Annotated in this window: 1 protein-coding gene; it reads right to left on the bottom strand. The window is 46.1% G+C overall.

Features of this window, described 5'->3' with window-relative positions; translation table 11 throughout:
• A partial coding sequence (locus tag R2R70_RS21510) for a hypothetical protein (protein ID WP_410979126.1) occupies positions 1-256 on the bottom strand: 256 nt, incomplete at both ends.

Below are 256 nucleotides of genomic sequence, written 5' to 3'. Positions count from 1 at the left end.
GACACAACTGATCAGCAGTCCAGCACTCAATGCAGATAGCGCCATTGCCAAAGCGTGGTTTATTTTCATAGATTTCTCGGTACTATCTGATGTGATTTTAGCGGCTTGTAATAGCAGCTCAGACTTACGACCAGCACTCACTACACGGCGCTGCAACTTGTCCCACTCAGGTGCCACACTGAGCCCATCACTTAGCCATGATAGCTTGTCTTTATCATCTAATAATAGAATAGGCTGAGTAGATGCTTGGCTCAAC

This window comes from Cobetia sp. SIMBA_158 (genome assembly GCF_046566945.1).
GTDB classification, from domain to species: domain Bacteria; phylum Pseudomonadota; class Gammaproteobacteria; order Pseudomonadales; family Halomonadaceae; genus Cobetia; species Cobetia amphilecti.
Note: the sequence above shows the minus strand (reverse complement) of the source record. Positions and strands in the feature narration are given on the sequence as shown.